We start from the raw sequence: 24,909 nt of genomic DNA on the forward strand, positions 1-24,909 counted from the left end.
CAAGGGGTAAAAATACGGAAATAGACTTTCCCCTAAAACTTGCTTTGATATCGATTGCAAACCTTTGCAAAAACTACCTGCCAAGCGTTCGGATTGCTATATTTGCGGCTCTAAATCAATGTTATGATCATAGGTGTTCCAAAAGAAATCAAGAATAACGAAAATCGTGTCGCCTTAACTCCTGCCGGTGCGCAAGAGCTTATTAAGCGCGGGCACACTGTATATGTAGAAACTAATGCCGGTGAAGGCAGCGGTTTTAGCAATGAAGAATATTTAAAGGCTGGTGCTCAAATGATTGACAAGGCTGCAGAAGTGTTTAGCCTGGCTGAAATGATCATGAAGGTGAAAGAGCCTATCGAACAAGAATATAAACTGATTAAGAAAGATCAACTTGTTTTCACCTATTTCCACTTTGCTTCTTATGAGCCGCTTACTAAGGCCATGATTACCAGCGGAGCCATCTGTTTGGCATATGAGACTGTTGAGCGTGTTGATGGCAGCTTACCACTCCTTATCCCTATGTCGGAGGTAGCAGGACGTATGTCGATTCAGGAAGGTGCTAAATACCTTGAAAAACCTTTGAAAGGTCGCGGTATCTTGTTAGGTGGCGTACCAGGTGTGAAGCCTGCCAAAGTATTGATTTTGGGTGGAGGTGTTGTTGGTACTAATGCTGCTAAAATTGCAGCTGGTATGGGTGCTGATGTTACTATTATGGATTTGAACCTTAACCGTTTGCGTTATTTGGATGATGTAATGCCAAAGAATGTACACACGATGGTTTCTAACGAATACGCTATTCGTGAAATGGTGAAAGATCATGATTTGATTATTGGTGGTGTGTTAGTGCCAGGTGCTAAAGCGCCTAAGCTGATTACTAAAGATATGTTGAAGACGATGCGTCCTGGTACAGTATTGGTAGATGTGGCGGTTGATCAGGGGGGATGTATTGAAACTTGTCGCCCCACAACACACGAAGATCCTACTTACATTATTGATGACGTTGTTCACTATTGTGTAGCAAACATGCCAGGTGCAGTACCTTATACTTCAACCTTGGCGTTGACTAATGCGACTTTACCTTATGCTATTAAGTTGGCGAATCAGGGTTGGAAGAAAGCTTGTCAGGAAAGTCTTGAGTTGCGCAATGGCTTAAACGTAATGTTTGGTGATGTTGTGTACAAAGGTGTTTCTGATGCATTTAACTTGCCTTACACTGATGTAAAGAAATATTTGTAGTCATTATTTGACTGTTGATGAAAGGGGTTGCTAAGTATTTAGCAACCCCTTTTTTATTTTGAATTGATCCGTCAGGCATCGTCTTTCTTTTAGGGGATATATGATTTTTATAATTCGTCAAGTATCGTCTCCCGCTAGGGGACGATACGTTTTTTATAAAGAAGGAATTTCACTAAAACATTTGATCAAATAGCAATAATCAAGTTTTTGCTCTAAGGCCGCGGGGCCTTGTAGACCTCTTAAAGGGATAGAGTTTATTGTTTAGGAAGTAGCTCTTCCAATCATCGTCCCTTCGGACGATGATTGGAAGAGTGGTCTTTTTATTTACAAATGATCATATCAACAAATCAGCACATCAGCACATCAACGAATCATCAAATCAATCTAGATTGCTTCGTCATTGCAACCCACAGCCCTTGCTAATTCCTCGCAATGACGCGTTCTCCATTTTCAAATCTTCAAATTACCAAATTAGCATATCAGCGAATCAGCTCATCAACACATCAACTCTTATTCAAAAGATGGAAGTGCAGCCAATCGTTTAACCGTTTTATCTTCCCAATTCGTTTCAAAATAATAATGCTCCATGCCGTTAGTAACCACTACATATTTTGCCTGCATCGTGCTGTTGTAATTACCTACCTGATCTAAGGTTGCTTGATTTATTCTGATTAAAGGATTCTTGCATTCCACCAGCATCCATGCCTTCCCTTCTCGGTTAAAGACAACGATATCACTTCGTCTTCTTAACTCATTTACAGATAAACCGCCTTCAATTTTAAAAAGTGATTTGGGATAGTTTTCTGTTACCAAAAAGTTGATAAATTGTTGTCTTACCCATTCTTCGGGCGTTAGTACTACAAACTTTTTCCGTATCACGTCAAAAATCCATATTTTTCCATCGCTTTCCTGAAGCCTTGCCTGTAATGGAGGGAGATTAAGTTTGGGAAGCATGCGTAAATGAAGAAATAAAACTATGAAAACCAAAGCAGATATTGTTAATAACTGGCTGCCGCGTTATACCGGCCTGGCACTGGATAAATTTGGCGAATACATCCTTCTTACCAACTTCGACACATATGTGAAGATGTTTGCAGAATGGAATAACGTACCAGTCGTGGGGCAAGATAAAGCTATGCGTTGTGCTACTGCACAGGGAATCACCATTATCAATTTTGGTATGGGCAGCCCGAATGCAGCTACCATTATGGATTGTTTGTCGGCCATTAAACCAAAGGCATGTGTGTTTTTAGGTAAGTGCGGTGGACTAAAAGCCAAAAATGAAATTGGCGACCTGATCTTACCTATCGCGGCTATACGTGGCGAAGGTACCTCCAATGACTACTTTCCACCGGAAGTACCCGCCCTTCCATCATTTGCATTACAGAAAGCTATTTCAACTACCATTCGTGATTACAACCAGGATTATTGGACTGGTACGTGCTATACAACCAACCGCAGGGTTTGGGAGTGGGATGAGGATTTTAAAAATTATTTAAGAAAAATTCGTGCGCAGGCCATTGATATGGAAACAGCCACCATTTTCTCAACTGCTTTTTATAATAAAATTCCTACAGGAGCACTTTTACTGGTATCGGATTCACCGATGACACCCGATGGTGTAAAGACAGAGGCAAGCGACAAAGTAGTAACCAAAAGTTATGTCGACTTACATTTAAAAATCGGTATCGATTCGTTAAAACAATTGATCAACAATGGTATGACAGTAAAACACCTGCGTTACTAAACAAGCAGTTGTTTTCATTGATTAAAAAATCTCTAAGAATAAAAACAGTTCAGCAAAAGTAAAAACGCTCAGGGTCTAATTCTTGAGCGTTTTCATTTAAACCCATTTGTTCTTTACTACATCTTTTGCTTTTACTGTCATCAGCACAGCCATGCCCAATACAAAAAATACAGCCAGTCCTAGTGCGCTATTGCGCATATCGCCAGTTATCTGATTGATGAAACCAAAAGAGAATGTACCTACCACAATTGATAGATTGTAGGTGACATCGTAAAAGCTGAAGTATGAAGTATTATCAATAGTATTCTCCGGAATTAACTTGGAGTAAGTTGCTCTTGACAAAGCTTGGATGCCGCCCATTACCATACCCACTACAACAGCTAATCCATAAAACTCATATTCCGTTGTAATTAAGTAGGCAACAATACAAATGCCTATCCAAATGGCGATCATGACTGAAAGTGAAAAACGATTTCCTTGCCAGGCAGATAAGCGTGCAAAAAGCGCTGCACCAACTGAAGCCACTAGTTGTATTAACAAAACCGTCATGATCAACTTGCTACTCTCTAAGTGCAAAACATCTGTACCAAATAAGGCTGCCAGATACATGACCGTTTGCACACCTGAATTGTAAAAGAAGAAAGCAAGCAAATAGCGTTTCAAATCCGGTAAATTTTTTAAGCTGTGCCAGACCTTTACAACTTCCTGATAACCTTTATGCCAGGTATTTCCCAAAGTTGAATCCTTTACGCGAACGCTTTCAGGTAAAAAACGAAAGGGAATAAAAGAAAAACCTATCCACCACAAACCAACTAAAAGAAAAGAAACACGTGTTGCCGCACCTTCACCCGAAAAACCGAATGCCTCATAATTCATAATCATTACAAGACACGCGACCATCATAATAACACTACCATAGTAACCCATGGAATAACCACGAGCACTTGTAATGTCATATTTATCTTCAGTAACAATCTCAGGAAGAAAAGCATCGTAAAAAACCAAACTCGCTGAATAACCTATACTGGCTAAAATTGAAAAAACAATGGCTAATTCAAGTCGGTTTACATCATCAAAAAAGTAAAGCCCCATACACGATAGTCCACCCAACCATACAAAAAATTTCATGTACTGTTTTTTCTTGCCTGTATAATCCGCCATTCCTGATAAGAGGGGTAACATCAAAGCCACCATTAAAAAGGAAAAAGATAAGGCGTAAGAATATAGCACAGAGTTCTGAACTGAGAAACCCAAAAAGTTGACGATATCTGAGCCGTTATTAACTGCTACTGCTTTATAGTAAACAGGAAAAATTGCTGATGTAATTACCAAAGAATACACAGAGTTAGCCCAGTCATACATGTACCAGGAGCGAACTACTTTAGCATTATTGAGTTGTTGCATAATTAAAGCCAAAAAAGGGCAGGACGAAGATAGAATAAATATGATGAGTTGATTCGTTGATGTGCTGATTCCTTGATTAGATGATTCGGTAATGAGTTAATTCGGTAGTTGATTTGATGAGATGGAGTCTTTAATATAGTTGGCTATTACAAAACCTTTCGCGTGTCCTAAAAATAAAAAAGCCCCTACGTTTACCGTAGGGGCTTTAACCTTTTGAAAAAACAATGTTAAATCTCTTTCTTATTAACAGAAGAGTAATTTATGATACGTGCATTGGCACGTCTCAACTCCGTTTCCACATCGGAAATGATGCCTCGCTTTGCATCACTGTCCACTTTCATGGAAATGGTTATTTGATCACGTTCAAATTCGTTCAATTTTGCTTTCTCAACATTTACCCACTGAATAATATCCTTAGGTTCGATGAAAACATCATTTACTTGAATTTTAGGTTCCTTACCGTACTGCTCGGTTTTGCTAGGCTCACCAATGTACAAGTAAGTAACCAATGACTTACGCATCAGTTTACGCAACTGCGTAGCTTGAGGCATTTTTTGCTTCACCATAATGCTTGAATCGCGCATTACCGTTGTCACCATGAAAAAGAATAACAACATGAATACAACGTCTGGCATAGAAGAAGTTGGGATCTCCTGCTTTACGTTTGCTTTCTTTTTAAACTTCGACATATTACCCTCCTACTTTAGTTGGTTCAGCAATTGATATGTTCATTGGATAACCTTCCCTTGACTTATTATACTCCACCCTTCTATCAGGATCGGAGGCTATGTCTCTCCACTTATCCGCTGTTACGCCAAGATTAGAAGCGTAAATTTCATAGTAGGCGCGTTGTGCTGCGTCCAATACCTCTACAAACTTCTTATGCGTAGTACCACGGTCGGTTTTAAAAGAAACGATCGCTTTAATAGGGCTTTCAGATGATTCAGGATCTAATCCATTATTTTGAATAAACATCTTGATCATATCAGTCAGCTCCCGCATACTACCTGTATAAGGATCACCCTCTACAAGTAATGCATCAAAGGAATTAATCTGAATTTTGAAAAGGTTACGCTCCGGAATTTTAATTTCCAAATCCTGAGGCAAAGCCTCTGGAGGTGGGGGTAATTGGAGTGTTAAGCCCTTGTCATTGGCCACCGTTGTTGTTACCAAAAAAAAGGTTAGCAACAAGAAGGCGATATCGGCCATCGATGCATTTGGAATATCCGGTGTAGCTCTTGGCATTACTTTATTGCTTTAGAGATTTCAGAATAGATAATGGCAACTACAGATATACCCATGCACAAATAAAGCATCGTTAATCCGGCACCAATTAATTTAGAACTAGATTCAGTGATTCCTTTAACGGCCTGTTCAGGGGTAACTCCTGAACCTGACAAACCATAGGAAACTGCGAATAATACTACCAATGCGCCAACGGCAATCAGGGACTTTTTCATAGAGCCCGGAGATTTACCCGCGTTGACCAATGGCATACCTACCGCTGCCGCTACGGCAACTGCAAAAAGGAAGTAGGTAATATACAAGCCAATATCAATCATGGTTGTTTATTTAGAAACCAGTTTGTGCTTTACTAAAATATCAACTAATGATATGGAAGCATCTTCCATGTTATTAACTAATGAATCAATTTTCGAAACAAGGTAGTTGTAAAGAACCTGTAGGATCATACCTACAATAAGACCACCAACTGTTGTTAAAAGGGCCACTTTCATACCACCCGCAACGATGTTAGGGGAAATATCACCGGCAGCTTCGATGTCTGAGAAGGCTTGCACCATACCCACAACAGTTCCGAAGAAACCAAGCATTGGACCAAGAGCAATGAAAAGTGAAATCCAGATCAAACCTCTTTCAAGGCGACCCATTTCAACACCACCGTAAGACATAACTGATTTTTCAACCATGTCAACGCCTTCGTGGTAGCGCATTAAACCTTGCGTGAAGATTGACGCCACTGGACCTCTTGTATTCTTTGTTACTTCAAGCGCAGCGTTTACACCACCTTTGCTTAAGGCATCCTCAATAGAGCCTAAAAGTTTCTTAGTGTTTGTTGTCGCCAAATTCAAAGTGATAATTCTCTCAATTGATACTGCAAGACCCAAGATCAAACAGATTAGAATTGGCCACATGTAGGCAGGCGTACCTTGTATAAATTTGTCTTTCAATACTTGATGGAAAGAAGTCTCTTCTTCAGCAAGGGCTGTTTCATCTACGGGAGCAGCTTCAGGTTGTGCTTCGACAGCAGCAGCCTCAGTGGTTGTTGCAATTGAATCTTCTACTGTTGTTGATTCCTGTGCGAAAAGGGTAGTGGAGAAAAGAACCCCCACCATAGCGAAAATCGCAAGTTGTTTTTTCATAGTTAAAGGTTTAAGTATGCTTATAGCGTTTTTGAAAGTGCCAAAATTAAAGGTTTTGTTGATTCATAAACACTTTTCAACATATTTTTCTGTGAATGGCCACATTAACCATAAACTATACCCCTAATTCGTTACAAAACAGAAAGTCACACGGTCTGGGGTAGTATTTCTTTTTTAAGTCCAGAACTTTCAAACCAAGGCTTGTTTTCGGGTTATTTTATCGATTGTTTTGCAAACTTTTTTTGGAGAGGTGTCCGAGTGGTTGAAGGAGCACGCCTGGAAAGTGTGTATACCTGAAAGGGTATCGCGGGTTCGAATCCCGCCCTCTCCGCAACTATCAAAAACTTTGAGCTAACACTCGTTGGCTCAAAGTGTTAATTCTCCTGATAACGACCTAACAATTAACTCTTTCACTTCTGCTTTTTGGTAATTACCCAAGAGCAACATCAGCTTGGTCAAGGCGGTTTCAACAGTCATATCTGCTCCACCTAATACTCCAATTTCAGCCAATGCCTTAGATGTTTCATACTTGCCTTGAGTAACGCGACCCCCCGAACATTGGGATATATTAAGAATAATAAGCCCTTTTTGAATGGCTTGATTAAACTCATCAACCAGCCAAGAAGCTGATGGGGCATTGCCACTACCATACGTTTCTATAATGAGCGCCTGAAGGCCAGGCGTATTCAATACAGCCCTGACAGTATTAAGGTTGAGCCCCGGATATAATTTAAGGACGGCTACCTGGGTGTCAAAGTTCTTCATTAATCTAAGCGATTGGCTGTCAGCTTTATGAATAACGCTTCTATCGTAATCAATCTTTACTCCTGCCTTTGCCAAAGGAGGATAATTGCCTGAGTCGAAAGCATCAAACTGCATACTTTCTACTTTTTTGGAACGATTACCCCTCAATAAAACAAAGTCGAAGAAAATGCATACCTCAGGCACAGCTGGATTTCCATCAATGGTTGCTGCTGCAATTTCTAGCGAGGTAATTAAGTTCTCACGCGCATCAGACCTGGGCTCGCTAATGGGTAGTTGAGCGCCTGTAAAAATAACAGGCTTGCTTAGACCTTGAAGCATAAAACTCAAAGCTGAAGCTGAGTAGGCCATGGTATCTGTGCCATGTAATACAACAAAGCCTTCGTACTGTATATAGTTTTGCTCGATAACATCAGCCATTACCTGCCAATGCTCCGGTTGAATATTAGAAGAATCGATGGGTTTATCGAACGAGATAACAGTAAGCTCAAGGGCGAGATTACGCAAGGTTGGCAAGTGTTCCAATATGTTGGAGAAATCGAACGGTGCCAATACGCCTTGTTCATTTCGCATCATTCCGAAAGTTCCACCAGTATATATAATGAGTACTTTCGCCCTGGCTTTGCCTGACAATGCTGTATTGATAAAAGTCTTATTCAACTTCATACCGTAAAGATAGTTTTTGCTGTGGTTGTAGTTTGGGCGATTACCTCCTCAACACTAATGTTTTTAACAAGGGCAATCTTTTCGGCAATGTAATGCAGGTAAGATGGTTCGTTTCTTTTACCACGATATGGAACGGGTGCCAGGTAAGGACTATCGGTTTCTAAAACAAGGTGTTTTAAATCGATTGTTTTAAGCAGATCGTTAAGCTCACCCTTTTTAAAGGTGGCCACTCCCCCAATACCAAGGTAAAAGCCTAACTTAATAGCTTCTTCAGCTTGTGCAATTGTTCCACTGTAGCAATGAAATACACCTTTCAGCTTGCCATCCTGAAGTTTTTCAACTATTGCTAATGCTTCCGCTGTGCTTTCTCGTGAATGAATTGAAACCGGTAAAGTATGCTGTTTGGCTAGATTCAATTGTATTTGAAAGGCTTCCTGCTGCTCGGCCCAAAGTGATTTATCCCAGTACAAATCAGTTCCGATCTCCCCCACTGCACAAAATCTCTTTTTAGCTAACCAGGACTCTACCTCATATAAATCCTTCTCAAATCCCTTTTTAACATAACATGGATGAAGTCCCATCATACCCACACAAAGATCTGGTGCTGATGCTTCAAGCGCTAGTAAATCGTCTATGGATGAACTGTCAATGTTAGGCATTAAAATTTTTTGTAAACCTCTTTCACGCGCACGATCCAGTAAGGCGTGGCGATCTTCTTTAAAGTCATCAAGGTAGATATGGGCGTGGGTATCGATCATTTTAAATGATAATAATTGCGAAGGTAAATTTAGAATTTAGAATTTTCAGATCAATTAACACATAAACGAATAAGCAAAACAACTTAGATTGGGTTTCATTAAATTAATTATTGCAGCTATAACACTATAGTTCTTGCTCTCAGGCCGCTTGGCCTCGCATACTCATTCAACGCTGTATGCTATCCGCACATACCCTGCCAGACCGAAGATAGCATAATGCGTTGTCTGAGCATGCTGTGATGAAGCATAGGAAATTCAATTTATAAAATACTTGCTTGGATGAGTTATGCCAAGCTTCATTCCTCACAAAGACTAGTTTTTTTCATTTTCAAATCTTCAAATCAGCACATCATCGAGTCAACTCATCATCCTTATTGCGTCTAACAAAAATTGCCTTCCTAATTCACTTTGCTGAAAACCTTTATATGATTTTTCTTTATCAATTGCCTCTTTAAGATTGAATCTATCCTGATTGTCACTATACACAACATTTGCTTGCTTTAGTTTTTCTGCCAAGTACTCTTGTTCGGTTTGACCGGGTGTTGCGATAAATATTGCTTTGCTTTCTAATGCGTATAAATCCATTATTGTAGTGTACCCGGATCGTGATATTATTATCTCACTTTTTTCTATTACTTGTTGAAGCTCACCTGCTTTTAAATGGTTAACAACTTCAACATGAGCAGGATGTGGTAGTATGTTTGTCAGAACACCGGGTAGTCCTCTTACAACCATCACCTTACCTTGATAATTTTCTAATTGGTGTATCAACTTATCTTCCAACAGAGTACGCTGCGGCTCAGGACCTGAAAGCAAAATTAAAAGTTGGTAAAGTTTTACTGGATTTGGGGGGCTTTTAGTAAAACGAGAAACTGATCCAATAAAAAATACTGGCAGGCTGGTTATTGTTAATTTTCCTGTTAATCGCTGATCTGGAAAATCCGGTACCCAACAAGTATCAAAACGTTTAATTAGATTATGATTAAAGTAATTAATCAATCCTTGTAACCAGACAAGGCCTTTAGGCATCAGGATGGTGAGTTGGTGGGTGATGAAAATACTTTTCACTTTCTCTGAATAACAACCATAACGGTTATCAGAGATAATTACATCAATTTTATAATCGTCAATTATTTTTTTTACTACAGTGTGTTCTTTACTGATTACATAAAAGAAATAAGGACTTTGCCAGAAAACCTTAATCATTAAAGGCAACCATTTGGCATAAGTGGCTTTATAGGAAGGCAGTTCAAAAAAAGTAAGTCTTGGAAATTCTTCTTTTAATAAATTAAGTGCTAAACCACTACTTGCTATCATCACCTCATTGCCTTGATCTAACAATTCCTGAATGATGGGGATACATCGTGTGGCATGACCAAGTCCCCAATCCAAAGGTGTTATAAGAATGCGTTTACCCATGGAATGATGTAAATGTATAACCTTTGATTAAGCAAGCTTCGATATATTTGGGTAACACATATCTAAGATTTTTTTCTGCCTTAATACTATCGTGAAATACAACAATAGAACCATTGCGCGTAGCGTTTAATGATTGTTTCAAACAACGTTCTGGTGATAGAGTCGCATCATAATCGCGGGTGAGTACATCCCACATGACAATCTTTTTATTATCAAGCGCTTTTATTTGTGCTCGTGTAATCCGACCGTAGGGTGGTCTGAAATAAGAAACAACAGGCGAAGAACTATTTATTGCAATCTCCTGATCACATTTTTTAACATTATCAATATAAGTTGACAAGGAAGTCTGCCAGCCTTTAAGGTGATTAAATGTGTGGTTTGCTACGGTATGACCTTCTTCCATTATTCTTTTGAATAATTCAGGATGCTTATGGATATTATCACCAATGCAAAAGAAGGTAGCAGTAAGGTTGTGTTTTTTCAATTCATCTAATACAAATTCTGTTGGGCCGGGCACTGGGCCGTCATCAAATGTTAAATAGATTTCTTTTTTATCGGAGGGCATGCGCCAAAGTAAGCCGGGGTAAAGTATTGGAAGAAAGAAGGGCGTACGGTGTAGCATGACTGCAGTATATTTTCAAATTATCAAATCTCAAATTATCAAATTAATTAGCACATCAACGAATTAACTCATCAGCACATCATTAAGATTGCTTCGTCATGCTAACACACAATCAACGCAATTCCTCGCAATGACGTGTTTTCATTTTCAAATTCTCAAATCTTCAAATCAACGAATCAACGAATTAACGAATTAACTTACTCTACACGAGAGCATCGTAATATCATCATGATATGCGTTGCGACCTTTATGCGTGTCGAGGGCAACAATTAAATCCTGATGAATAGTGCTTAGGTTTTTTAATACGTTTTCCTTTTTGCTGAAATATTTCAATAAACTTTCCTGACCGAAATCTTCACCGTTTTCACTTGAAGTTTCAGTAACGCCATCAGTATAACAAAAGAGAAGAAAATCGTTCAATCCGGTTATGAAGCCTTCATTGATAAAAGGTAATTCAGGCAAAGCACCCAGCACAATACAGCCTTCTTCTAACAATACCTGCTCACCTGATGACTTTATTAATATAGGTGGATTATGACCTGCATTGATATAAACCAGTGTTTTCAATTCAAGATCATAGATAGCACCAAAGAAGGTGATGAACTTCTCACCCTTCGCATTCTCCATTACCTGAAAGTTTAATGCTTCAACAATTTCACGCAGGTTAGGTGTTTGTCTTAATAATGTTCTTAGTGAAGCTTGAAAGTTAGACATCATCAATGCCGCTGCTACCCCCTTTCCGCTAACATCGGCCACACATATCAAGAATTGATTTTTATTGATCGGTATAAAGTCGTAGTAGTCACCACCCACCATATCGTGTGGCAAGTAACTGGCTTCCATTTTTAAGCGCTCGGTATTAGGCAGCTTTTCAGGAAAGAGGAATTGTTGTACATCGCTGGCAATTTCCAATTCTTTACGATACGCCTCTCTTTCCAATTGTTTTCTGGCTAGCTTTTTATTCTCAATGGCAACAATTGTGATATTACTGAGAGCCTGTAAAAATTTTAAACCGTCTTCAAAATCAAGGTTATGCGTTTCAAGTCCGCCAACAAATACCAAAGCCAACACCTCTGTTTTGTGCACCACCGGAATGAGCATTTCGAACTCTGTGAATTCAGGTTCATTAAAGTCAACTATTCTTCTAATGCCTGTTTCTTTGTGAAAAATCAAAGGAAGCTTGCACTTATTGAGTGACTTTGTAGTGCCATAATTAACCTTGCAACTCCAGATTTCATCAAATACAAAGAGTGCTAGTTTTTTAACTTGCAAGTTGGCACGAACCGTAAAATTGAAAATTTTATAAAGCTCATCCTCCGTTTTATTTGCATTAATAGACTGTGTTACTTCTAATAAAGCATTGAGTTCAAGGTTTTTACGATCAAATTTATGTTGGAGCGGCAGGTCGAGCATAGACAAAAATAGAACTTAGTGAGCAGATTTAGAACTATTATAACCTCTTCCCTTCCATTGATAACCCACTACATTGGCCAGTAGCCCGATGGTTACAACGTAATAAGGGTAAATAAATTGCAGTGTGATAAAAGCAGCCAAGTTGATGGGCAGTCGCAACAGACGCAGTACCGGAATGAAAAAGAACCACTCAACAGCCGCTTTGATTAAGATCAGACTAAGACCCAGGTTAATATTCAAGTAACCAAAGTACATCAGCCATGGGCTAAGTAAGAACGCCAGTTGAAAGCTGAAGATCAGCAGCGCTAACAATTTACTGAAGTAGCTTTGGTGCAAGGCCCACTTACTTGCCCAGCGGATACGTTGGTTAGTAAATGATTTAAAATTTTGGTGCGCAGCGGTATCTACTACAGTATCGGAGTTATGATTAAAAAAAATACTGCCTGGAAAACGCTGATGAATTTTTCGCATCAGAAATTCATCATCACCTGAAGCAATGTGACTGTTGCCTTCATATGCTCCCACTGCATTGAATACCGACTTACGAAAAGCCAGGTTAGCGCCATTGGCCATGGTTGGTCTCTGCCAGCCAAGGGTGGCAGCTCCTGAACCAATCAAACTGGCAAACTCAAGTTGTTGCAAATGGTCGGTGAACTGCTTACCCTTCATGCGTACAGCCCCTACAATGAGATTTGTTTGATCATCGAATTGTTCAACTGTTTTACTTATCCAACTTTGGAGCAGTTCACAATCGGCATCGGTGGTCATAATGAGTTCCCCCTTTGCTTTTTGAACGGCCAGTGCTAATGCAGCTTTTTTTCCCACTCCTTCATTATTTACCAGCCTGAGAAAACCTGTTTTACCTGCATTTTCGGTAAGCCAGTTTTCAACAGCTCCGCGACTACCATCATCAGAATGATCATCAACAATGATCACTTCAAAACAAGGATATACCTGGTTCTTTATGTCGGTCAGGAGTCTGGCTATTGTTTTTTCTTCGTTACGCATAGCAACCACTACCGATACAAGAGGTTTGACTGGGTTTATTTTGCGCTTATTGTGCACACTTTTGTTCCAACCTATTCTTAACCAGACGAGCAGAAAGATATAGAGAATAAAAAAAACTGAGATGAGGATGTTCAAGCTTAAATTCGTGTAAGTTTACAAGTGTGAGTAAGATAGTAAAAGAAAAAATTATACTTGGTCTTGACCCCGGAACGAATGTAATGGGTTACGGACTAATTTCTGTAAAAAACTCATTGGTTGAATTGCTTCAATTTGGCGTTATCCACCTAAGTAAATACGAGGGTCACGAACTGAAGCTTAGAAAAATATTTGAACGTGTTACACACATCATTGACGAATATCACCCTGACGAAGTAGCATTGGAGGCACCTTTCTTTGGCAAAAATGTTCAGTCGATGCTAAAGTTGGGAAGAGCACAAGGTGTTGCTATGTCGGCTGCTTTGGCACGAGACATTCCGATTGTAGAATATGCCCCGAAGAAGGTAAAGCAATCAGTAACTGGTAACGGTAATGCATCTAAAGAACAGGTGGCTGCCATGCTCATGACTATTTTCAAATTTAAGGAAGCACCAAAACTATTGGATGCAACAGATGCCCTGGCAGTAGCACTTTGCCATCATTATCAGAAAGGAAAGCCAGAGTCGAAAAACAAATCATGGGAGGCCTTTGTCACTGAAAACCCAAAGCGCATAAAATCAAAATAAGCTTTAATTAAGCTGCTCTTCCTTTTTTACCAAAGGATAATCGAACAGACCTTGTTCCTTAATCGCTTCTTCCACTTTATGTGGTACAAATTTTTCCCAACCTTCTTCACCTTTTTTAATCATAGCCAGCACATTATCAGATATAATATGTAGGTTATTTATATTGGCGTCCTCTACGTCTTGTAATTTGTTATTATCCATCAAATAGCGGAACAAACTTTTAAGATTGGCGGGCAATTCCTTTTCGAAAGTATCTAAAGTAAATAACTCACTGTCTGTTTTAACAGCTGGATAGATATATAGCTTTATGTTCGAACCGAAGAGTGAAGCGAAGCATTCCAAAATTCCACCGCGTATATTTACATAAGTTTTTTCTTCAAAAACTTTTTGCAATGCATACACGCCCATGATCATACCAATCTTCTTACCCTTGGTAATTTTAGAGAGATACTCTGCAAGCCTGTAGTATTCGAAATAATTAGAGACAAGTACATTTTGCCCAAGCGAGCAAAGAATTTCGGCTCTGTGCAGAAAGTCATTTTCATCTATTTTACCGTCAGGACTAAGGTCGTTAAGTGTTAACTCACTCACCAGCATAATCTTCGATCGATCTACATCCGGCTCAGTTTTGAAATGCCTTCGTGAGGCCAGTAACATATCAACGTTTACGTGCGTTGGTGGCCTGAAACGTCCACGTAGCACTAAAACATTCTTTTTATAAAGTGCTTCTGAGGGTTGCATCACATTACCATCGGGACCAAACATGGCAGCCTTGGTCAAACCATTTTTCACCAGTTTGAGCGCCATCAATCGATTGTCGATATGTTCAAAGTCGGGACCTTCGAGGCGAAACATATCTATCTCAATCCTACGAGATGTTAAACCATCGAGAAGCGAAAGCATAATTTGCTCAGGGTCGCTCATTTTGTAGCAACCGAAAACCATATTAACACCTACAATACCCAAAGCATATTGTTGCTGAAGTGGATCGTTATCATGCATTTTTACATGGATAACATAATCGTTAATAGGTCCATTTGGTTTTAGCTGAAATCGTAGACCAATCCAGCCATGTGCCTGGTTGGTTCTATCGTAATTAAGCGTTTCCACGGTATCGGCAAAAGCGAAGAAACAAGTGTTTTCGACTCTATGAGGCAATCTTTCTGGTAATAAATCGTACTCGTGATCCAGCATTTTTCCCAGACGATCTTCGCATACGTAACGCTCGCAATGCCCATAAATGGCATCGCTGAATTTCATGTCGTAGGCGGAGATTGTTTTTGCAATTGTTCCTGAGGCGCCTCCTGCCTTAAAAAAGTTAGCTGCAACTTCCTGGCCGGCACCTATTTCGGCAAAAGAACCATAAATACTGCGATCGAGGTTAATCTGAAGCGCTTTCTCTTGTGTAGTAAGTCTTCTGTATTCTTCCATAAAATGCTGCTGCGAAGTTAGTCGTTACACATTAAAACTGGATGCTAAATCTTCAATACTTCATAAAACAAAACGATAAACACTGCCGCAAGAAATTAACGAGAATTTGATTATTAAAGTTTAGCGCCTATTTTGCCCGACATTTTTGAACTTAAAACGTATGTCAAGTAACAGAGGTAACTTTTCAAGCCGAATAGGCTTCATTTTAGCCGCTGCAGGTTCTGCTGTAGGATTGGGTAACATCTGGCGATTTCCTTATTTGGCAGGTCAAAATGGTGGTGCAGCTTTTTTGATGATTTACCTGATCTGTATCTTCTTGCTTTGTTTCCCTGTAATGGTCGGTGAAATCGCCATTGGTCGTGCAGCCGGAAGTGACGCTATGGGCTCTTATACCAAATTGGGCAATAAACGCTGGGGTTATCTTGGCCTGTTCGGTATTCTGGCTGGTGTATTTATTCTGTCATTTTATAATGTGGTAGCTGGTTGGGCATTTGGCTATTTTCTTGAAATCTCTTTCGGAGGTCTTTTGGCTGAACCTGACTTTGGCTCATTCTTTGGATCTTATGTAAATGATATTAGTGACAACCTTTGGTTCTCACTAGGTTTCATGGTGATTACCGCTCTAATAGTTTCTCGAGGTATTCAAAAGGGAGTTGAAGCGGCCAACAAAATTATGATGCCGTCACTCTATGTCATCCTGGTTTTGTTGATCATTTATAGTCTTACACTTCCAAATGCTATTGAAGGTTTGAAATTTTATTTAATTCCAGAACTAAGTGAAATTAATGCACAAACCATATTTGATGGTTTGAAGCAGGCTTTCTTCTCATTATCACTTGGTATGGGTGCCTTGATTACCTATGGATCCTATGTTAACAAACAACAAAATGTTGTTTCATCAGCAGCTGTAATTTCCATAGCCGATTCATCTGTAGCGTTCTTATCGGGATTGATGGTTTTCCCACTTGTATTTTCGCAAAACATGTCACCTACCGAAGGTCCAGCCTTAGTGTTCATGGTTTTACCTGAAGTATTCAGCGATATGGGACCAATACTTGGTCGTGTTGTAGGTGGTGGCTTCTTTTTGTTACTCTGCTTTGCTGCCTTGACATCCACTATTTCGTTATTGGAGGTTCCCACTACTTATCTGGTTGACCAGAAAAAATTAAAACGCACCTCTGTTGTGTGGGGACTAGCCCTTTTAATCTTCGTATTGGGGTTACCCAGCATGATGAGTCAGGGCATGATTCCTACACTCAATAGCTTACCATTTTACCAAGGGCGCGACTTCTTGACCTTTATTGCGGACATGTGCGACCTTACACTTACGGTAGGTGGTTGTCTCATGTGTGTGTTTATTACTTATCAGTGGAATATTAAAAACATGGATAATGAATTAGCCATTGGTAATGCAGGATACATGAATTCTTTCTTAAGAACTTACCTTAGTTATACAATACGCTTTGTGTGTCCAATATTATTAGGAATACTTTCTATCCTCATTATCATTGATAAATTCTTCGGGCTGAATAATGTGTTTTAATTAACCTTAAGTCCCGATATTGACCAAAAGCCCTTCTTACCCGGAAGGGCTTTTTTATGCTTTACCCTTTTTGAGTGTACGATTGGCCATCATGAATCAAAATCAGTTAACCATTCATCTAACTTTTACAAAAACGTTAGTGATCGTTTTGAAGTATGTGTAAATTGGTTGACTAAAACCGAGGCATGTCTTATCCATTTCAAATTACATCGCGCGAAGCCTATGACGAGGCTTACAAAAAAAGTGTACAAGATCCAGAAGCGTATTGGGCAGAAGTGGCCTCCTCTTTTGTGTGGCAAAAAAAGTGGGATAAGGTTTTGGACTGGAATTTCATGGATCCAAAAATTTCATGGTTCGAAGGAGCTAAACTGAATATCTCAGAAAACTGTCTTGATAGACATTTACCAACCCATGGTGATAAACCCGCTTTGATTTGGGAGCCAAACGATCCTGAAGATCATCATAGAATACTTACCTACCGCGACCTGCATTTTAAAGTAGAGCAGTTTAGTAACGTTCTGAAAAATAATGGTGTTAAAAAAGGTGACAGGGTGTGTATTTACATGGGTATGGTACCTGAACTGGCCATTGCTGTATTGGCTTGCGCCCGCATTGGCGCAATTCATTCTGTAGTATTTGGAGGCTTCAGTGCTCAAAGCATTGCCGATCGGTTGATTGATGCGCAAGCTGAGTTTGTTATTTCCAGTGATGGTGCTTACCGTGGTAACAAGGAAATACCATTGAAGAGTGTAATCGATGATGCTTTGGTGCAATGTCGGTTTGTTAAAAAAGTAATTGTACTTACCCGCACCAGAATACCGGTAAGTATGATTAAGGGGAGAGATGTGTGGTGGGAAGATGAAATCAAAAAAGTTGAAACGCAAGGTAACCCACCTTGCCCGGCAGAAGCCATGGATGCAGAAGATCCGCTTTTTATTTTATATACTTCTGGTTCTACGGGAAAACCAAAAGGTGTTGTCCACACTTGTGCGGGCTACATGGTATGGACTACTTATACTTTTGTAAATGTATTTCAGTATCAACCTGATGACATTCATTTTTGCACAGCCGATATTGGTTGGATTACCGGGCACAGCTACATTCTATATGGCCCACTCAGTGCAGGTGCTACTACTCTTATTTTTGAAGGTGTGCCCACCTGGCCTGATGCAGGTCGCTTCTGGGATATTGTAGATAAGTATCGTGTTAATATTTTATACACTGCTCCTACAGCTATTCGAAGTTTGATGGGTTTTGGCTTAGGTCCATTGCAAGGCAAGCATCTTACTTCACTAAAAGTATTGGGCACTGTAGGCGAGCCCATTAATGAAGAAGCCTGGCACTGGTATTATGAACATGTTGGCAAAAAGAAATGCCCTGTAGTAGATACCTGGTGGCAGACTGAAACAGGCGGTGTGCTTATTTCGAATTTGGCAGGTGTAACCCCCGCTAAACCAAGTTATGCAACCCTACCTCTACCGGGCATTCAACCTTTGTTAGTTGATGAAAACGGTAAAGAGATTGAAGGCAATAATGTAAGTGGCAATCTATGTATAAAGTTTCCATGGCCGGGTATTCTCAGAACTACTTACGGAGATCACGAACGGTGCAGACAAAATTACTTTGCTACTTATCCTAATCTTTACTTCACTGGAGATGGTTGTTTACGCGATGAAAATGGCTTCTATAGAATTACTGGACGTGTAGATGATGTACTAAATGTAAGCGGACATCGGATTGGCACTGCTGAAGTAGAGAATGCCATCAATATGCACACGGGTGTAGTGGAGAGTGCTGTAGTTGGCTACACGCATGACGTAAAAGGACAAGGCATATATGCATTTGTTATTTATTCCGGTAATCATGGTGATGAAAATTTATCAAGACAAGACATTACACAAACTGTAAGTAGAATTATTGGGCCATTAGCAAAGCCTGATAAAATTCAATTTGTAAAAGGCTTGCCTAAAACTAGAAGTGGCAAAATCATGCGTAGAATCTTACGCAAAATTGCTGAAGGCGATTTCGCTAATTTAGGTGATACCTCCACCCTGCTGGATCCGAACGTAGTAGAAGAGATAAAAGAGGGGAAAATTTAACATAACTAGACCAAGTTGGCGAGCTAAAGGACAAGACATGGTTGTAGCATAAATAATCAGCGTTCCTACGGAGACACTGATTGGCAAGAGGTATAAGTTAAAAAAGGTTTCAAGTTTCAAGCTGCAAGCCACAAGACTGTAGCGTAAAGCTTGTGGCCTGTAGCTATATTTACAGCTTGGTGATCTCAAAAAAATGAAGCTTGCTTTAGATTCAAAAAAGATATTCTTTGCCTCTGACTTTCATCTGGGTGTACCTAACCATGCCGAAAGTGTAGATCGTGAAAAACGTATTATCGCCTGGCTGGAGTCCATTAAACATGAAGCGCATTCTATTTACTTATTGGGTGATATTTTTGATTTTTGGTTCGAGTACAAACACGCTATTCCGAGGGGACATATTCGTTTGCTCGGAAAATTGGCAGAACTCAGAGATGCAGGCATACCTATAAGTTTTTTTACGGGTAACCACGACATGTGGATGTTTGATTACTTCCCAACAGAATTAGGCATACCTATCCATAGAAATCCACAGTTACTTGAAATCGGCTCTCAAAAATTAATGATAGGACATGGTGATGGTCTTGGGCCTGGCGATCATTTTTATAAACTCCTGAAGAAATTTTTCAACAGTAAAGTCTGTCAATGGCTCTTTGCACGCCTCCATCCAAACTTTGGCATAGGGCTTGCAAACTTCTGGTCGCACAAGAGCAGAATCAGCAACATGAAGCGTGAAGAGAAATTTCAAGGTGAAGCAAATGAGTTTTTGCTAACCTATTGTAAAGAAGTGGAACAAACTGCACATCACGATTTCTATATATTCGGACACAGGCATTTGCCACTTGATTTGAAAGTTGGAGAAAATAGCCGTTACATTAATCTTGGAGAATGGGTGCATTTTAATACCTATGCAGTGTATGACGGCCAAACAGTTGAACTTAAAACTTTTAAACCATAATGCGAATTCTGCCGTTATTATTTTTTCTATTTTGCTTCAACGAGCTTTTGGCTCAAAATAAACCTATTGTCAGTTTACAATTCAACAAACTTTATCATGTTGGTATTAACCCGGCAGGCGAGTTATTTGCTTTATCAAAAGAAAAAATAAACCGTTTTGACAAAGATGGAAAAGTAACGCACGAAATAAAATTCACTAAAGCTAATGAGGTTACCCAGTTTGATGCCTGGCATTTAACGCAACTTGTACTCTATTACAGAGCTACACAAACTGTAGAAATTTACAACCCCATACTCGACCTGCGTAACTCCTTTGTGATTGACTCCGTATTTGCTATTGAACCTGAATGGATTGCTGCATCTTTTGATCAGCAGCACTTTTGGATTTTCGACAAAGCCGATAAGAGTATTAAAAAAGTAAATTACAAAACACAAGAGGTTATTATTGATGAGGCTGTGCTGGCTTTTGATAACCAAGAATTAGTAATAGGCATGCGTGAATACCAGCGCTTTTTATTTATACGGACTACTGGTGCTTTACATGTATTTAGCGCCATGGGGCGTCACATAAAAGAGATAAACATAATGCCTGAACAAAGTTTTGATTTCTTCGGTGAGGAGCTGGTCATTTTAAAAGGCGACAAATTGAATATGAGTAGTCTATTTACAGAAGATAACCGTGAAGTCTCTGCCTTTTCTGTTTTTACTAAAGTCTTTCTTACTGATGAGAGGCTTTTTGGGATCAAAAAGGATAGTGTAGAAATATTTCTGTTCAACCCCCAATAAGCAATGTTCGTTTTTGAACATTTTTGTACCTTTCCGGTCGAGGTGTTCACATTAGAACGTTGAAAATCAAGTGTTAAGCACTTGGCATAGATTTTTCCTATATAGCATCTTTACATTTTAAAAAACCTAAGCTGTGAGTCAAGAAGGTGGCAAAATACTAATGATTGATGATGATGAAGATGTTTTGTTGGCAGCCAAAATGCTGCTCAAAAAACAGAACCATCAGGTTCTAATTGAAAAGAACCCCAACAAGATACCTTTCTTGCTTCACAACGATACTTATGATGTGATTTTGCTGGATATGAATTTCAGCAAAGACATTACAAGCGGTAAAGAAGGTTTTTACTGGCTCGAACAGATATTGGGTCACGAACCCAATGCAGTAGTGATTATGATCACTGCTTTTGGCGATGTGGAGATGGCAGTTAAAGCCCTTAAAATGGGTGCCACTGATTTCGTGTTAAAACCATGGCAAAATGAGAAGCTAATCGCCACAATCAACACCGCCATCAAATTAAAACACTCTTACCTTGAAGTAGACAAACTGAAGAAAGCGAAAGAAATGCTTGAAGAGCAAATTTCTAAACCTTTCGGAGACATTATTGGTGATAGTCCGGCTATTAAAGACGTGTTCACCATCATTGATAAAGTTGCCAAGACTGATGCCAATGTTTTGATTCTTGGTGAGAATGGAACCGGAAAAGAATTAATAGCACGTGCTATTCACCAGCGTTCGTTGCGCAAAGACAAAAGCTTTGTGTCGGTTGACATGGGCGCCATTACTGAAACACTTTTTGAAAGTGAACTCTTCGGTCATAAAAAAGGCGCTTTTACTGATGCTCGCGAAGACAGACCAGGTAGATTTGAATTGGCTAATGGAGGTACACTATTCTTAGATGAGATCGGTAATTTAAGCATGAGCCTTCAAAGTAAATTACTAAGCGCTCTACAATCACGAGAGGTAACACGTGTTGGTGCTAACCAGGCTTTAGCAGTTGATATACGATTGATTTGTGCTACAAATATGCCATTACAGAAGATGGTTCAGGAAGGAACCTTCCGTCAAGATCTTCTGTATAGAATTAACACAGTGGAGTTACAGGTGCCACCGTTAAGTGAGCGTATGGATGATATTCCATTGCTTGCAAAGCATTACCTCAATTATTACTCAAAGAAATACCATAAAAACGTCTCCACCATTGCACAAGAAGCAATGGATAAATTAAAGCGTTATCCTTGGCCTGGTAACATCCGTGAATTACAACACGCTATAGAACGTGCTGTAATCATGACTGATTCAGCTTCTCTACAAGAAAGTGATTTTCTGTTTAGCAGAAGTATGAATAACATGACTTCTACCAACGATACACTAAACTTGGATGAAGTAGAAAAAACTGCTATTGTAAAAGCGCTCAGTATGCATGGGGGAAATATATCCAAGGCAGCAGACGAGTTAGGCCTGACACGCGCCTCACTTTACCGTAGAATGGAAAAATATGGACTTTAACTGGCGCTCACCGATTGTACCAAGAGTAGGCATACTCACGGCTACATGGATTGCGTTTGGTTTTTTTGCCTTCAAAGCGGGCGACTTTTGGTTTGCACTTTTATTCGCAGGGATAGGTACTTATCAAATAAAATTGCTTGTCCGCGATTTAGACAGCTCTAACAGAAATATTGCTTCATTTTTAGATTCTATCCGCTTTGATGATTTGTCGGCCAGCTTTAAAACCGACAGTCAGGACCCAACTGTGCAAAGACTGCATGGCGAGCTTAATGAGGCCATCACTAACCTGAGAAATAACAGAAAAGAAAAAGATGCTGACTTGCTCTTTTTTAAAAATATAGTAACCCATGTGGGTATCGGTCTAATCGTTTTTAAAGAGAATGGAAAGATTGAAATCATTAACAGTGCTGCACGCAAATTACTACGTGTAAACCGTATTGATAAAATTTCTGATTTGAAAGAAGTAAGCGAAAATCTGGTAGAAGTATTCACAAAACTTCGAACGGGTGGAAGAGAGCTTACCCGTATAAAAATAGGTGAAGACCTCCTACAACTCTCGATCTATGCGATAGAGCTTACCTTGCGTAATGAAAACCTCAAGCTGATTTCTCTTCAGAACATTCAAAGTGAATTGGAGGAGAAGGAAATGGAAGCCTGGCAAAATCTGGTGCGTGTACTTACGCATGAGATTATGAACTCAGTAACACCTATATCATCGCTTTCGGATATGGTAGAAGAGGATTTGGGTAAGCACCTGGAAAGAAATAGCGACCAACCTGTAACTAAAGATCAATTAGAAGAGATTCATTTATCGCTGAAGACAATCAGCAAAAGAAGTGAAGGCCTAATCAATTTTGTAAAAGAATTCAGAAGCCTGGCGATGGTACCCAAGCCACGCATGTCGGATATTAACCTAAAAGACCTATTAGACGAATTGTGTCAACTGCATAAAAAAGAAATGGCCGATGCCAATATACAGGTAAGCATGAACGTAAGTCCTCACGATTTATCAATTCATGCCGACAAAAGTCAGATTGAGCAGGTAGTGATTAACCTAATCAAAAATGCTATGCAGGCATTTGACCGACCGGATAATCGGATTCTAGAAGTGAAGGCCTACCAAAATGATAAGCAAAGAATTATTATCTCAGTAAAAGATAACGGCACCGGCATTGATCCAGAAGCTTTGGAGAAAATCTTTATACCCTTCTTTACTACTAAGAAAAATGGCTCCGGCATAGGGTTAAGTCTTTCACGCCAGATTATGCGACAACATCAGGGTAGCCTTACCGTGAAATCCACGGTGGGTGAAGGCACCGAGTTTTTTATGCGCTTTTAAAAAAATTAAAAATTAGCGTAGGGGTGCGTGGGTTTCTGGTTGTCTAAGTACAAAACAACCAGAAAAGACATGAAAACCAGCTTTTTAAGAAACACCATAGCAATTGGCTTTTTAGCTATAAGCCTTACGGCCTGCTTTGATTATGAAGACGAAGGGCCTCTTCAATATGAAGAAGAAAGATTTACACTTACAGACTTTGACAGACTTGAAATCGGTGATGCCTTTATTATCCGTGTTACGGAGGGCAGCTACTTTAGTGTTGAAGTACGTGGTGACCGCAGAAACCTTGACGATTTAGAGGTGTACAAAAGCGGTAACACCTTGGTAGTACGTTATGATAGATACGAGAGCAGAAAGCATGAAACGTATGTAGATATTGTGATGCCTAGCATTAGCGCAGCCGTTTTCTCAGGTGCCACCAACTCCGTTATTACGGGTTTTGATGACCTTGAATTGGTTAACATTTCATTGTCTGGTGCCTCAGTTTCGCAAATTGATGTTGAAACAGTACAACTAAACATAAATCTATCAGGCGCATCAGTAGCAGATTTACGTGGGCAGGCTTTAAGTCTTGATGCGGAAGTATCTGGAGCTTCCTCTATAAAGGCTTTTTCATTGCCCGTGACAAATGCTACTTTAAATGTTAGCGGTGCCAGCGTGGCGAAGATAACCGTAAGCGACAACCTTGTGGCTACAATAAGTGGTGCCAGTACCGTTATTTACCGTGGAAACCCTGTTATTAGTGAAGATGTAAGCGGAGGCAGCTCATTACAACGCGACTAAAACGTTTGTTTAAACCTCATTTCCTGAAGCCTTTCAACAAGTTTGGAAGGCTTCATTCGTTTTGATACTTTTGCCAAACCTTTTTTGATCATATGCAGAATGTAGCTAAGCGTGTAACTGAGATTCTTGTTGAGAAACTTGGTATCGCAGAATCTGAAATAACTCCGGACGCAAATTTTGTTAAAGACCTTGGTATTGACTCTCTTGATTACGCAGAGATTGTCATGGAGTTTGAGCAGTCTTTCAACATTCGTATACCTGATGAGGATGCCGAGAAAATGCAAACCTACGGCCAGGCTGTAAAGTACATCGAGTCGAAGCTCGCATAG

At 39.7% G+C, this 24,909-nt stretch carries 24 protein-coding genes and 1 tRNA gene; 12 read left to right on the top strand and 13 right to left on the bottom strand.

The genetic code is table 11. From position 1 onward, the window contains the following. The first annotated feature begins 123 nt into the window (after positions 1-123). On the top strand, positions 124-1,236 hold the full coding sequence (ald, locus tag SanaruYs_RS09610; protein ID WP_127122338.1) for an alanine dehydrogenase: 1,113 nt from the start codon (positions 124-126) through the stop codon (positions 1,234-1,236). A gap of 510 nt (positions 1,237-1,746) precedes the next feature. Here ald and SanaruYs_RS09615 read toward each other — a convergent pair. After that, positions 1,747-2,190: a type I restriction enzyme HsdR N-terminal domain-containing protein gene (locus SanaruYs_RS09615; RefSeq protein ID WP_127122339.1), complete on the bottom strand. Its 444-nt coding sequence runs from the start codon at positions 2,188-2,190 to the stop codon at positions 1,747-1,749. A 22-nt stretch (positions 2,191-2,212) separates the two neighbouring features. Here SanaruYs_RS09615 and SanaruYs_RS09620 point away from each other — a divergent pair, with 22 nt between their 5' ends. After that, a complete protein-coding gene (locus SanaruYs_RS09620; RefSeq protein WP_127122340.1) occupies positions 2,213-2,983 on the top strand; it encodes an AMP nucleosidase in 771 nt (256 codons plus the stop codon). Between the two features lie 96 nt (positions 2,984-3,079). On the opposite strand, the gene SanaruYs_RS09625 is transcribed toward SanaruYs_RS09620, so the two are convergent. The 5 genes from SanaruYs_RS09625 to SanaruYs_RS09645 form a co-directional block, all read right to left on the bottom strand. After that, positions 3,080-4,387 carry an MFS transporter gene (locus SanaruYs_RS09625; protein ID WP_127122341.1) on the bottom strand — a complete coding sequence of 436 codons (1,308 nt, stop codon included), beginning with the start codon at positions 4,385-4,387 and terminating at the stop codon, positions 3,080-3,082. 227 nt (positions 4,388-4,614) lie between these two features. Beyond that, the gene (locus SanaruYs_RS09630) at positions 4,615-5,076 is read right to left on the bottom strand and encodes an ExbD/TolR family protein (protein WP_127122342.1); all 462 of its coding nucleotides are present in this window, start codon (positions 5,074-5,076) and stop codon (positions 4,615-4,617) included. A gap of 1 nt (position 5,077) precedes the next feature. Then, entirely contained in the window at positions 5,078-5,632 is a 555-nt protein-coding gene (locus tag SanaruYs_RS09635; RefSeq protein ID WP_127122343.1) for an ExbD/TolR family protein, read from the bottom strand. Further along, complete coding sequence (locus tag SanaruYs_RS09640) at positions 5,632-5,949, bottom strand: hypothetical protein (RefSeq protein ID WP_127122344.1); 318 nt, start codon at positions 5,947-5,949, stop codon at positions 5,632-5,634. The genes SanaruYs_RS09635 and SanaruYs_RS09640 overlap by 1 nt, the downstream gene beginning before the upstream one ends. A gap of 6 nt (positions 5,950-5,955) precedes the next feature. Further along, entirely contained in the window at positions 5,956-6,768 is an 813-nt protein-coding gene (locus SanaruYs_RS09645) for a MotA/TolQ/ExbB proton channel family protein (RefSeq protein ID WP_127122345.1), read from the bottom strand. A 244-nt stretch (positions 6,769-7,012) separates the two neighbouring features. Here SanaruYs_RS09645 and SanaruYs_RS09650 point away from each other — a divergent pair. Further along, a tRNA-Ser gene (locus tag SanaruYs_RS09650) sits at positions 7,013-7,099 on the top strand. Positions 7,100-7,134: 35 nt separating this feature from the next. Here the strand turns inward: SanaruYs_RS09650 and SanaruYs_RS09655 are convergent. The 6 genes from SanaruYs_RS09655 to SanaruYs_RS09680 form a co-directional block, all read right to left on the bottom strand. Further along, the gene (locus SanaruYs_RS09655) at positions 7,135-8,196 is read right to left on the bottom strand and encodes an asparaginase (RefSeq protein WP_127122346.1); all 1,062 of its coding nucleotides are present in this window, start codon (positions 8,194-8,196) and stop codon (positions 7,135-7,137) included. Next, entirely contained in the window at positions 8,193-8,954 is a 762-nt protein-coding gene (locus SanaruYs_RS09660) for a TatD family hydrolase (protein WP_127122347.1), read from the bottom strand. The genes SanaruYs_RS09655 and SanaruYs_RS09660 overlap by 4 nt, the downstream gene beginning before the upstream one ends. Positions 8,955-9,311: 357 nt before the next feature. Then, entirely contained in the window at positions 9,312-10,373 is a 1,062-nt protein-coding gene (locus SanaruYs_RS09665) for a glycosyltransferase (RefSeq protein WP_127122348.1), read from the bottom strand. Further along, a complete protein-coding gene (locus SanaruYs_RS09670; protein ID WP_174842767.1) occupies positions 10,366-10,995 on the bottom strand; it encodes a polysaccharide deacetylase family protein in 630 nt (209 codons plus the stop codon). Before SanaruYs_RS09670 ends, SanaruYs_RS09665 begins: the two co-directional genes overlap by 8 nt. 192 nt (positions 10,996-11,187) lie before the next feature. Next, positions 11,188-12,408, bottom strand: coding sequence for a GAF domain-containing SpoIIE family protein phosphatase (locus SanaruYs_RS09675; protein WP_127122349.1), 1,221 nt, complete (start codon positions 12,406-12,408; stop codon positions 11,188-11,190). Positions 12,409-12,423: 15 nt separating this feature from the next. After that, a complete protein-coding gene (locus SanaruYs_RS09680) occupies positions 12,424-13,551 on the bottom strand; it encodes a glycosyltransferase (protein WP_127122350.1) in 1,128 nt (375 codons plus the stop codon). A gap of 26 nt (positions 13,552-13,577) precedes the next feature. Here SanaruYs_RS09680 and ruvC point away from each other — a divergent pair, with 26 nt between their 5' ends. Beyond that, complete coding sequence (gene ruvC, locus SanaruYs_RS09685; protein WP_127122351.1) at positions 13,578-14,138, top strand: crossover junction endodeoxyribonuclease RuvC; 561 nt, start codon at positions 13,578-13,580, stop codon at positions 14,136-14,138. Between the two features lie 3 nt (positions 14,139-14,141). On the opposite strand, the gene SanaruYs_RS09690 is transcribed toward ruvC, so the two are convergent. After that, on the bottom strand, positions 14,142-15,569 hold the full coding sequence (locus SanaruYs_RS09690) for a TonB-dependent receptor (protein ID WP_127122352.1): 1,428 nt from the start codon (positions 15,567-15,569) through the stop codon (positions 14,142-14,144). 160 nt (positions 15,570-15,729) lie between these two features. Here SanaruYs_RS09690 and SanaruYs_RS09695 point away from each other — a divergent pair, with 160 nt between their 5' ends. The 8 genes from SanaruYs_RS09695 (at position 15,730) to SanaruYs_RS09730 (ending at position 24,909) form a co-directional block, all read left to right on the top strand. Further along, the gene (locus tag SanaruYs_RS09695; RefSeq protein ID WP_127122353.1) at positions 15,730-17,112 is read left to right on the top strand and encodes a sodium-dependent transporter; all 1,383 of its coding nucleotides are present in this window, start codon (positions 15,730-15,732) and stop codon (positions 17,110-17,112) included. Between the two features lie 185 nt (positions 17,113-17,297). After that, on the top strand, positions 17,298-19,211 hold the full coding sequence (acs, locus tag SanaruYs_RS09700; protein ID WP_127122354.1) for an acetate--CoA ligase: 1,914 nt from the start codon (positions 17,298-17,300) through the stop codon (positions 19,209-19,211). A 193-nt stretch (positions 19,212-19,404) separates the two neighbouring features. After that, complete coding sequence (locus SanaruYs_RS09705) at positions 19,405-20,166, top strand: UDP-2,3-diacylglucosamine diphosphatase (RefSeq protein ID WP_127122355.1); 762 nt, start codon at positions 19,405-19,407, stop codon at positions 20,164-20,166. After that, positions 20,166-20,951, top strand: a complete 786-nt coding sequence (locus tag SanaruYs_RS09710) for a hypothetical protein (RefSeq protein ID WP_127122356.1) — start codon at positions 20,166-20,168, stop codon at positions 20,949-20,951. The genes SanaruYs_RS09705 and SanaruYs_RS09710 overlap by 1 nt, the downstream gene beginning before the upstream one ends. A gap of 160 nt (positions 20,952-21,111) precedes the next feature. After that, entirely contained in the window at positions 21,112-22,458 is a 1,347-nt protein-coding gene (locus SanaruYs_RS09715) for a sigma-54-dependent transcriptional regulator (RefSeq protein ID WP_127122568.1), read from the top strand. Then, positions 22,448-23,797, top strand: coding sequence for a sensor histidine kinase (locus tag SanaruYs_RS09720; protein ID WP_127122357.1), 1,350 nt, complete (start codon positions 22,448-22,450; stop codon positions 23,795-23,797). The genes SanaruYs_RS09715 and SanaruYs_RS09720 overlap by 11 nt, the downstream gene beginning before the upstream one ends. 69 nt (positions 23,798-23,866) lie before the next feature. After that, positions 23,867-24,580: a head GIN domain-containing protein gene (locus SanaruYs_RS09725; protein WP_127122358.1), complete on the top strand. Its 714-nt coding sequence runs from the start codon at positions 23,867-23,869 to the stop codon at positions 24,578-24,580. A gap of 92 nt (positions 24,581-24,672) precedes the next feature. Beyond that, positions 24,673-24,909: an acyl carrier protein gene (locus SanaruYs_RS09730; protein WP_127122359.1), complete on the top strand. Its 237-nt coding sequence runs from the start codon at positions 24,673-24,675 to the stop codon at positions 24,907-24,909.

The sequence above is a fragment of the Chryseotalea sanaruensis genome (assembly GCF_003990915.1).
In the GTDB taxonomy this organism is placed as follows: Bacteria; Bacteroidota; Bacteroidia; order Cytophagales; family Cyclobacteriaceae; genus Chryseotalea; species Chryseotalea sanaruensis.